Annotated in this window: 12 protein-coding genes; 9 read left to right on the top strand and 3 right to left on the bottom strand. The window is 34.5% G+C overall.

From position 1 onward, the window contains the following. The 4 genes from VNJ50_RS07960 to VNJ50_RS07945 all read left to right on the top strand — a co-directional run. Nucleotides 1-454, top strand: a 454-nt coding sequence (locus VNJ50_RS07960; RefSeq protein WP_325580701.1) for a serine hydrolase, incomplete at its 5' end; no start/stop codon positions are given. A gap of 207 nt (nt 455-661) precedes the next feature. Continuing rightward, nucleotides 662-1,099, top strand: a complete 438-nt coding sequence (locus VNJ50_RS07955; protein ID WP_325580699.1) for a hypothetical protein — start codon at nt 662-664, stop codon at nt 1,097-1,099. A gap of 34 nt (nt 1,100-1,133) precedes the next feature. Further along, the gene (locus VNJ50_RS07950; RefSeq protein WP_325580697.1) at nt 1,134-1,625 is read left to right on the top strand and encodes a PH domain-containing protein; all 492 of its coding nucleotides are present in this window, start codon (nt 1,134-1,136) and stop codon (nt 1,623-1,625) included. A gap of 49 nt (nt 1,626-1,674) precedes the next feature. Further along, entirely contained in the window at nt 1,675-2,580 is a 906-nt protein-coding gene (locus tag VNJ50_RS07945) for a serine hydrolase (RefSeq protein WP_325580695.1), read from the top strand. A gap of 12 nt (nt 2,581-2,592) precedes the next feature. Here VNJ50_RS07945 and VNJ50_RS07940 read toward each other — a convergent pair whose 3' ends face one another. Together VNJ50_RS07940 and VNJ50_RS07935 are read right to left on the bottom strand one after the other, a co-directional pair. Continuing rightward, nucleotides 2,593-2,799: a helix-turn-helix transcriptional regulator gene (locus tag VNJ50_RS07940; protein WP_325580693.1), complete on the bottom strand. Its 207-nt coding sequence runs from the start codon at nt 2,797-2,799 to the stop codon at nt 2,593-2,595. Next, complete coding sequence (locus VNJ50_RS07935) at nt 2,789-3,265, bottom strand: hypothetical protein (protein ID WP_325580691.1); 477 nt, start codon at nt 3,263-3,265, stop codon at nt 2,789-2,791. The genes VNJ50_RS07940 and VNJ50_RS07935 overlap by 11 nt, the downstream gene beginning before the upstream one ends. Before the next feature lie 202 nt (nt 3,266-3,467). Here VNJ50_RS07935 and VNJ50_RS07930 point away from each other — a divergent pair, with 202 nt between their 5' ends. Then, entirely contained in the window at nt 3,468-4,049 is a 582-nt protein-coding gene (locus VNJ50_RS07930) for a tRNA-(ms[2]io[6]A)-hydroxylase (RefSeq protein ID WP_325580689.1), read from the top strand. A 38-nt stretch (nt 4,050-4,087) separates the two neighbouring features. On the opposite strand, the gene VNJ50_RS07925 is transcribed toward VNJ50_RS07930, so the two are convergent. Then, the gene (locus VNJ50_RS07925) at nt 4,088-5,299 is read right to left on the bottom strand and encodes a TlpA disulfide reductase family protein (protein ID WP_325580687.1); all 1,212 of its coding nucleotides are present in this window, start codon (nt 5,297-5,299) and stop codon (nt 4,088-4,090) included. Between the two features lie 208 nt (nt 5,300-5,507). Here VNJ50_RS07925 and pheT point away from each other — a divergent pair, with 208 nt between their 5' ends. The 4 genes from pheT to VNJ50_RS07905 form a co-directional block, all read left to right on the top strand. Next, on the top strand, nt 5,508-7,934 hold the full coding sequence (gene pheT / locus VNJ50_RS07920; protein ID WP_325580685.1) for a phenylalanine--tRNA ligase subunit beta: 2,427 nt from the start codon (nt 5,508-5,510) through the stop codon (nt 7,932-7,934). 121 nt (nt 7,935-8,055) lie between these two features. Further along, complete coding sequence (gene tpx, locus VNJ50_RS07915) at nt 8,056-8,556, top strand: thiol peroxidase (RefSeq protein ID WP_325580683.1); 501 nt, start codon at nt 8,056-8,058, stop codon at nt 8,554-8,556. 9 nt (nt 8,557-8,565) lie between these two features. After that, nucleotides 8,566-8,937: a diacylglycerol kinase family protein gene (locus tag VNJ50_RS07910; protein WP_325580682.1), complete on the top strand. Its 372-nt coding sequence runs from the start codon at nt 8,566-8,568 to the stop codon at nt 8,935-8,937. Between the two features lie 118 nt (nt 8,938-9,055). Next, nucleotides 9,056-9,524, top strand: a 469-nt coding sequence (locus VNJ50_RS07905) for a DNA translocase FtsK 4TM domain-containing protein (protein ID WP_325580680.1), incomplete at its 3' end; no start/stop codon positions are given.

The raw sequence follows: 9,524 nt of genomic DNA, 5'->3' as shown, positions 1-9,524 counted from the left end.
AACTGGTGTTTCTCATGCCTACATAAAAATCAATGGCAAGTGGTCAGAAAAAGATTATGGCGAAGAACCAACATTTGCAGCGGCTGGCAACGGCGGCGTTTGGAGTTCGGTCAACGAATTAGCAAAATATGAATTGGCTTTGCAGCAACACAAATTCATTTCAGAGGCTGTTTTGGAAGATTCTAAAACCATAAAACCTTGGCCAAATTGGGAAGATGAAACACCACCATTTATTGGCTGGTCTTGGTTTATTGGTCAAACACCCGACGGACTAAAAACAGTTGGTCATACCGGAAGTCAAGGTGGATTTTTATGCAACTATGTTACGGTGCCGGAAAAAGACATTCTTTTTGTTATTCTTTGTAATACACCAAGAGATGTTGATGGATTTACGGAGTTTACCACGGAATGGCTTATCAAAAACGATTGGTTAATGAACACAATTGATAATTAAAACAATCAAAATTCGTTTTGATTCTTATTTCAAAATAAGTAGAGAACAGCTTTAAATAAAACATGTAATCATTTGTTTCATGAACAATGCTTTTAGCTTAAGCACATAATGTGAGATTAATTTTATGTGTATATTTGAGAGTTTGTTGTTATTGTGACCGAAACTTTCGTACAACAAAATGAAATTTAATTAAAATATAAATTTGCTATGAGAAAGTTTTTTTTATTAACTGTTTTAATTGGAACACTATTCATTTCTTGTTCCAAGGATGATGACAATTCGTTAAAAGAAACCTCTTGCGACTTTGTTGCAGAAGTTGTTTCAGTAGAAGGTTTCAATGCAATTAACACATCTAACTATATTGTGACTGACATTCAATTGAACGGGGATTGTTTAAAAATAACAGTAAGTTCAAGTGGTTGTGACCCTGAACCGTGGAAAATAAATTTATACAGCGTAAATTCTTTTTATACAGTTTATCCATATCAGAGAGCCGTTAAAATAGAATTGATAAACAACCAAGACTGCTTGGCCGTTTTTCAAAAGACGGTTTCTTTTGATCTAACATCATTTCAACTTAACGGTCAAAACAACCTACCATTAAACATAGAAGGCTGGAGCGAACAAATAATTTATAAATACTAAAATAGTGAGGAATTACAAAATAATTTAAAACAAAATGACTGTCTATTTAAGTAAAAGTTCAGTATTCGTAAAAATCGCAACGATTAGTACTTTGATTATATTGATTCTGGTTGCATTAACTTTAATGACTACCGCTAATAACTACGGCGTAATCGGCGGAACAGTTTTGAGCATTCTTATTATTGGAACGGTGATTTATTTTTATTCAAATTCATTGGATAAAATAATCCTGAATAAAGACGCTCTTATTTTAAAGAAAAATTTTGGACAAATTACAATCCCGAAAAACGATATCATAGATATTCAAAAATTAGAATTTTCCAATTTACCGATGACTTATGGCAGCCAGGGGATTTTTGGTTTCATAGGAAATACGATGGATGATTCCGTAAGTTTAGTAAAAGACAGAAAAAACATGATTAGAATAACAACTAAAAACAACAAATACATCGTTAGTGCTGAGGAATCAGACAAATTGGTATCTGAAATAAAAACACTCTACAACATTAAATCTGATAAGATTTAAATTCAACAATTCACTTCTCATTTTACGAAACAATCAACGTCTCAAACTTATGAAACCTTTAAAAACCACTTTTACTACAATTACACTCGTTTTATTTTTACTATTCACTTTTTCGTGTCAAGAGAAAATTTCTAAAAAGGAAAATTTAGAAACAAGCGTCCAATCTCAAATTGATTCTATTGAAGGTACAATTGCTGTTGCATTTTATAGTCTTTCCGAACCTAAAGACAGTTTATTTATAAATATTGACGAAAAGTTTCATGCAGCAAGCACCATGAAAGTGCCGGTAATGATTGAGTTGTTTAAACAAGCTTCCGAAGGGAAATTAGACCTAAACGATTCTATCGTATTGAAAAACGAATTCAAAAGCATTGTAGATGGCAGTTTGTACAGCATGGATATCAAGGATGATAGCGACGATGTTATTTACAGTCAGATAGGCACCAAAGTAACACTCAATGATTTAATGTACAGCATGATTACCATTAGCAGCAATTTGGCAACAAATGTGCTGATTGAACTGGTTGATGCTAAAAAAACTACTGAGACCATGCGCGATTTGGGCGCAAAAAACATAGAAGTTTTGAGAGGTGTTGAAGATCAAAAAGCGTATGATCAAGGTTTGAGCAATTCGACAACAGCTCGAGATTTGATGATTATTATGGATGCTATTGCCACAAACGAAACTATCAACCAAAAAGATCGAGAGGCGATGATCAATATTTTAAAAGACCAAAAACACAAGGAGTTGATACCTAGATATTTGCCCAGTGATGTAAAAGTGGCACACAAAACAGGATCCATAACGGGTGTCCATCATGATGCAGGAATTGTCTATTTGCCCGACGGCCGCTCTTATGTGTTGGTTTTACTTTCTAAAAATCTAAAGGATTTTGATAAAGGAACCGAACAATTGGCCAGAATATCCAAGACATTTTATGATTATTACAACTAAAAACTTATTTTGTTAAGTCCAATCTGATTCTTCCAAAGCAAAGATATCACTGACTTCAACTTCAAAAACATGGGCTAATCTTAATGCCAAAACAGTTGAAGGCACATATTTTCCGAGTTCCATGGCATTAATAGTTTGACGGCTCACATTGATTAATTTTGCCAATTCGGCTTGCGTGATGTTTTTTTTTGCACGCTCAACTTTTATATTATTGGTCATATTGCATCGATTTTTTAAGGTTAAAAATCTGCCAATTAAATCGGATGATAAAAAATAACAAGATCGTAAACATGTTAAATATCATAATCCACAAAAACGATATGCCAAAAACAAATAAGATGGCAAGAAGTAAAACGGCATAATTAACATAAACAGCCCAAACCAAAGACTCTAATCTGATTTTAGAAATGTATTCGTCTTCCTGTTTTTCTTTTGAAAAAGCGACAAACAACAAACTTAAAATTACAAGAACACCTATAATTTCATTCAGAATATTGGTATTCACCATTCCCAACAGCTCCTGTTTCCCGAAAACTTCATCTATAAAAATAGCAGGAACATTAAGGTTAAATAGCTCTGGTTCATAATTTTTTATAAGTATGGTCACTCCAATAATTGCAGATGGAATAAGCATCGCATATCCGATAATTTTAAATTGATTTGGAAATAAATAGTTTGTTTTCATAATAATTGAATTGAATTTGCATCAAATGTAAAACAAATTTATCTTAATGTAAAACAAATTTTACATTAAGTAAAGTGATCTACTCTTTAATACTCTCAAGTCAGAATTTTTTCAAATTTTTTATAAGTCTAGTCTTTATTATATTAATACTATCTTCGGCACTAATATTTTTATAAATCAACTAGCTTTTTAATTTTTTAATATGCTACACTTAAAATTGGAAACTGACCCACGCTGGGCGGCCATAGCACAAGAAAACATTGAAGAAATCCTAACCGATCATGCGTGGTGCGAGCAAAAAGCAGCGACCAACGCCATTACCATAATCACACAAAACTCCCATCTTGAAGATTTGGTCACAGATTTATTGGAACTCGCCAAAGAGGAATTGGAACATTTTCAAATGGTACACGAAATCATTAAAAAAAGAGGTTACACTTTAGGTCGAGAACGGAAAGATAATTATGTTAATGAGTTATATAAATTTATGAATAAAGGTGGTAGCCCGCTACAAAGCATGGTGGACCGACTTTTATTTTCTGCAATGATCGAAGCGCGAAGCTGCGAACGCTTTAAAATGTTATATCAATACATAGAAGATCCTGAGCTTTCAAAATTTTATTATGACCTTATGGTCAGTGAAGCTGGGCATTACACTCTATTTATAACCTATGCCAGAAAATATGGAAAAGATATTGATGTTGACAAACGCTGGAAGGAACTTGTAGATTTTGAAGGCGAATTGATCAAAAAATATGGAAAAAGCGAAAGTATTCATGGTTAAGACATAAGTTAAAACTGAAATAGAATCGCTTTTGAATCTTATTCAGCCAAAAGTTGATCTATAAAACGTTCAAATTCTGTTTTAAAATCAATATAGGCTTGTCCAGTAGCAGGGCCATTAAAACCAGTATGGATTTTACGGACTTTTCCAGTTTTATCAAGAATAATTGTTGTTGGATATGACAAGATTTGATTGAGCATTGGCAATTTTTGTTGTGCCATATCCTTATCAGCAGCACCAAATTGAGCTAGCAGAATGGGGTATTTAATACCTAATCTATTTTTTAATTCCGTGATACTTTCAAAGGCCTTCGACTCTGTTTTCGCATATTCAAATGCTAAGGCCACAAACTCAACATCCTTTTCTGAATTATTGGTAATAAATTCAGAAAAATATTTAGTCTCATCCAAACAGTTAGGACACCAAGTCCCCATTATTTGAACTACTACAACTTTGTCTTTAAACTGTTTATCATTCAATGATACCAGTGTGCCATCGGTTTTCGGAAAACTAAACTCCAACCGATCATAGCCTTCCTTTAAAAACGTAAGCGTATCGGCATTTGTCAATTCAAAAGCTTCATTCCGTTGAGCTTCAAAACGTTCGCTCCAATCATTGCCAGAGTAAAAAGTACCATTCATAGTACTATCGGTCACAGTGGCTACAAACAAATAAGCGCGTGATCCGTCAAAGGTTGACATTTTTAGCTGATTGCCGTTTACAGCACCTTCCAGATACCTGTAATCTCCTGTTGTGGTCTGGAACGTTCCGGTTACCCTTTGTTTTTTTTGTTCAAATACACCTTTGCCAAGATATTGGTTTTTTTCAGAATCTATATTGAACACAACTTCCCAATTACCCGAAATATCTGTTTTAGCGAGTTCCTTTACCTCAAAGCGTTCTTTGGAATTATAAACAGCTTTAAACGGCATTTTTGTACCAAAAGTTTCATTTATAAAACGACCTACCATGCCGTCTTGCACTAATTTGACTATCAGATGTCCCTCAAAAACAGGCAGTTTAATATAAACCGAATCATTTTTATAAACAATGTCATCAACCAATATTACTTCATCTGCATTAAATATCTTCAACGCTTTGGCTGAAGTAACTTCAAAATTAAAAGGAAGTGTTTCTTGATCATTCACTTTTAGTTCTCCTAAGTACCATCCATGCGGTATTTTCTTGGAAGTGTCCCAATTGCAAGACATCAATGCAAAGGCAAATAATAAGATGTAAAATTGTTTCATGATAAATTCCTCGATATGGTTTTTTTTCAGAAAGTCAAAATTAACACCAAAACATTTAAAATAAAATTATATACCCATCTGATTAACTATATACTATTATTATCTTTACGCCGAATTTAAAAAAAGCCAGCATTTATAGGCATACAACAGCTTTGTAATGTGCTGAAAAAATTATAAAACAGATCAAAAGTATCATAACACTCTAAAAATGAAGATTTCTTATAATTGGTTAAAGCAATTTGTAAATATTGATTGGACTCCCGAACAAACCAGTGAACTTTTAACAGACCTAGGACTTGAAGTTGAAGGCATCCAAACATTTCAATCTATAAAAGGTGGATTGGAAGGGATCGTCGTTGGTGAAGTATTGACTTGTGAGCAACACCCCAATGCCGACCGACTAAAAGTAACCACTGTAAATATTGGTGCGGATGCTCCTCTACAAATTGTTTGTGGTGCACCAAACGTAGCTGTGGGTCAAAAAGTACCTATTGCCACCATAGGAACCACTTTATACACCGCCGAAGGTGAAGCTTGGACCATAAAAAAAGGAAAAATAAGAGGTGAAGAAAGCCATGGTATGATTTGTTCGGAAGATGAATTGGGAATTGGCACCTCACATGATGGCATTTTGGTTTTAGACAACACTGTTGCCGTTGGCACTTTGGTAGCCAAACTTTATGACGTTGAAAACGACAAGGTTTTTGAAATAGGCCTCACGCCAAACAGAGCCGATGCCATGAGCCACTTTGGAACAGCTAGAGATCTAAAAGCTGGACTTTTACAAAAAAACATCCATGTAGAACTCATCACACCCTCGGTGAGCGCTTTTAGAGTTGACAACACCATTTCTAAAATTATGGTAGATGTGCTCAATAAAGAGCTGGCACCGCGTTATTGCGGCCTTACCATTTCAGACATCAAAGTTGGCCCTTCGCCTACTTGGCTGCAAAACCGACTGAAAGCCATTGGATTGACACCAAAAAATAATATTGTTGACGTTACTAATTATGTACTCCATGAATTAGGGCAACCTTTGCATGCCTTTGACGCCAATAAAATTGAAGGTCATAAAATCCTTGTAAAAACTTTACCTAGTGGAACTAAGTTTAAAACCTTAGACGGTATTGAGCGAGAATTGCACGAAGAGGATTTAATGATCTGTGATGCAAAAAAACCCTTATGTATAGCCGGTGTGTTTGGTGGCGAAAACTCCGGTGTCACGGATCAAACCACAAGTATTTTCTTAGAAAGTGCATATTTCAATCCAATTAGCATTCGGAAATCAGCCAAAAGACATGCTATAAATACCGATGCTTCCTTTCGTTTTGAGCGTGGCGTCGATCCAAATATTACTGAATACGCCTTAAAACGCGCCGCTTTATTGATACAAGAAGTTGCCGGTGGTATAATCACCAGTAATATAGTTGATCTTTATCCAAAAAAAATTGAAGATTTTCAAGTCCGATTATCTTATGAAAACGCTAAAAAGCTAATTGGCGAAGAAATTCCGGCCGATACCATTAAGAGCATTTTAATGTCATTAGACATCAAAGTAAATAACGTAACCGAAACCGGCTTGGGGCTAACCGTTCCTGCCTACCGAAACGATGTGGTACGTGAAGCCGATATTATTGAAGAGATCTTAAGGGTCTATGGTTATAATAAAGTTAATTTTACCCAAAAATTAAATGCATCCATCTCTCCTACCTCACGTTTTGAGGATTATAAGCTTCAGAATGTTATTGGAAATCAATTGGCAAGCCAAGGTTTTTTTGAAATCTTATCCAATTCATTAACAACGCCATCTTATATAAAACTGAGCGCCAATTTAAAGGATGAACACAATGTCGTGATGCTAAATCCTTTGAGCAATGATTTAAGTGTGATGCGTCAAAGTCTTATATTCTCGGGACTTGAAGCAATTAGCAGAAATACAAATAGAAGACGTTCAGACTTAAAGTTATTTGAATTTGGCAAATCTTATCACAGTTATGATGGCACTTATACAGAAAACAAACATTTAACCGTTTTTGTAACAGGCGACAAAGAAGCCGAACGATGGAATTCAAATCCACAGCCTAGTAATTTCTTTTATTTAAAAGGGATCATCACAGCCATATTGGACCGATTGAATTTGACCGGTGTTAAAGCCTTTCCTATTGAAAATGATATGTTCAGTGAAGGAATTAGTCTACGAATTGGCGATAAAACCATAGTTGATTATGGATTGATCAACAAAAAAATCATGAAACATTTCGATATTTCTCAAGAGGTTTTGTTTGCCGATTTTAATTGGGACAATGTCATTAATATGGTGAAACATGGCAATATCAGCTTTAAGGAATTACCTAAATATCCAGAATCAAGACGTGATTTTGCTTTGTTGCTAGATGAAGACATTAGTTTTGAAGCTATAAATACTATCGCCAAGCAAACAGAAAAACGTTTACTTAAAGACGTCGATCTGTTTGATGTTTACCAAGGCAGTTCTTTGCCGAAAGGTAAAAAGAGCTATGCTGTAAGTTTTAAGTTTCAAGACGAACATAGTACACTTACCGACGAACAAGTGGATAAGATCATGAAAAAATTACAACACAATTTTGAAAAACAACTTGGTGCAGAGTTGAGATAGGTTTTTAGCTCCAACTATTTGAATGTATTTTTGTAATTAAATTCAAAACATTATATTTTAAATAGTAGGCAAAGGCTTAAATAATCATTAACTTTAGCATCATTAAAAAATCTTTTATATTATGGCAACTGTAACACTTAAAGGGAACTCAATTACGACATTTGGTGAACTTCCAAAAATAGGAACTAATGCACCAAATTTTAAATTAACTGCCACTGACCTTTCTTCAAAATCACTTAATGATTATAAAGGACAAAATATTATCCTAAACGTATTTCCTAGTATTGATACAAGCACCTGTGCACAATCTGTGAGAACATTCAATCAAAAAGCGGCACAACTTACAAACACTAAGGTGCTATGTATTTCAAAGGATTTACCTTTTGCATCTGCTCGTTTTTGTGCAGCCGAAGGAATTGAGAATGTAGAAGTCCTATCGGATTTTAGAGATGGTAATTTTGGTAAAAATTATGGGCTGACCTGTATTGATGGTCCATTAGAATCCTTACACTCTAGATGTGTAGTTGTTTTAAATGACAAAGCTCAAGTAATTTATACCGAACAAGTTTCTGAAATAACAGAAGAACCTAATTACGAAGCTGCTTTAAAATCGCTTTCATAGTCATTATTTATGTCTAAAAAAAAAGACTCTTTCCTTGTCAATCGCATTAAAAGTGTCGGCTGGGCATATAAAGGTGCACTTGTTTTATTGCGAACCGAGGCTAGTATCAAAATTCAATTTACTGTTGCCGTTTTAGTTACGATTGCTGGGTTTTATTTTGAAATATCTACAACCGAATGGCTTTTTCAAGTGGCAATGATCGGTTTGGTTTTGAGTGTTGAAGGCCTTAATACAGCTATTGAAGCGATGGCCGATTTTGTGCATCCCGATTATCATAAAAGCATTGGGCATATTAAGGATGTTGCTGCAGGAGCTGTTTTTTTTGCAGCCATATCAGCATGTATCGTTGCAGCAATCATTTATTATCCCAAGCTCTTTTAATACTAATTCCGTTAGGATTAACGTTAGTAATTTGTATTTTTGTTTTCATATAAAAACAGATAATATCACACTTATCCAATTAAACACTAATAGATTTCCCTAGTTACGGAAAGTTCACATGGCGAAGAAAAAAACCAGAGTTAAGACTACTACAACCGCATCAAAAAACAATAAACCATCTCGAAAGTTTGGGATCAAATTGTCAAGTCAACAAAAACTTATTTTTGGAAGCTTATTGGCTATTTGCGGCATTTTGTTGTTTATCGCCTTTCTTTCATTCTTTTTCACCGGCAATGCCGATCAAAGTACGCTCACTGAATTAGGTTCACGAGAAGTTGTTGCAGAAAACTGGCTCAATAAATTAGGTGCTTGGGTGAGCCACTTTTTTATTGTCGATGGGTTTGGCATATCTTCTTTTATTTTTGCCGGATTAATTTTCATTTCCGGTATTTACGTCATTTTGGACCTCAATAAAGCCAACCTCAGAAACCGTTGGATTTGGGGAACACTTATCGCAATTTGGATATCCATATTTTTTGGTTTTTTTTCGCATAAATATGATGCTCTTGGTGGTGTAATAGGTTTTG

Origin of the sequence: Gelidibacter sp. (assembly GCF_035577925.1) — a bacterium.
Lineage (GTDB): Bacteria > Bacteroidota > Bacteroidia > Flavobacteriales > Flavobacteriaceae > Gelidibacter.
This window is presented reverse-complemented; position numbering and strand designations above follow the sequence as displayed.

Excerpts from the sequence above, each read along its gene's own strand:
- pheT (WP_325580685.1), top strand. The coding sequence starts at position 5,508 with ATGAAGATTTCTTATAATTGGTTAAAGCAATTTGTAAATATTGATTGG.
- VNJ50_RS07935 (WP_325580691.1), bottom strand. The coding sequence starts at position 3,265 with ATGAAAACAAACTATTTATTTCCAAATCAATTTAAAATTATCGGATAT.
- VNJ50_RS07910 (WP_325580682.1), top strand. The coding sequence starts at position 8,566 with ATGTCTAAAAAAAAAGACTCTTTCCTTGTCAATCGCATTAAAAGTGTC.
- VNJ50_RS07950 (WP_325580697.1), top strand. The coding sequence starts at position 1,134 with ATGACTGTCTATTTAAGTAAAAGTTCAGTATTCGTAAAAATCGCAACG.
- VNJ50_RS07940 (WP_325580693.1), bottom strand. The coding sequence starts at position 2,799 with ATGACCAATAATATAAAAGTTGAGCGTGCAAAAAAAAACATCACGCAA.
- VNJ50_RS07930 (WP_325580689.1), top strand. The coding sequence starts at position 3,468 with ATGCTACACTTAAAATTGGAAACTGACCCACGCTGGGCGGCCATAGCA.
- VNJ50_RS07925 (WP_325580687.1), bottom strand. The coding sequence starts at position 5,299 with ATGAAACAATTTTACATCTTATTATTTGCCTTTGCATTGATGTCTTGC.
- tpx (WP_325580683.1), top strand. The coding sequence starts at position 8,056 with ATGGCAACTGTAACACTTAAAGGGAACTCAATTACGACATTTGGTGAA.
- VNJ50_RS07945 (WP_325580695.1), top strand. The coding sequence starts at position 1,675 with ATGAAACCTTTAAAAACCACTTTTACTACAATTACACTCGTTTTATTT.
- VNJ50_RS07955 (WP_325580699.1), top strand. The coding sequence starts at position 662 with ATGAGAAAGTTTTTTTTATTAACTGTTTTAATTGGAACACTATTCATT.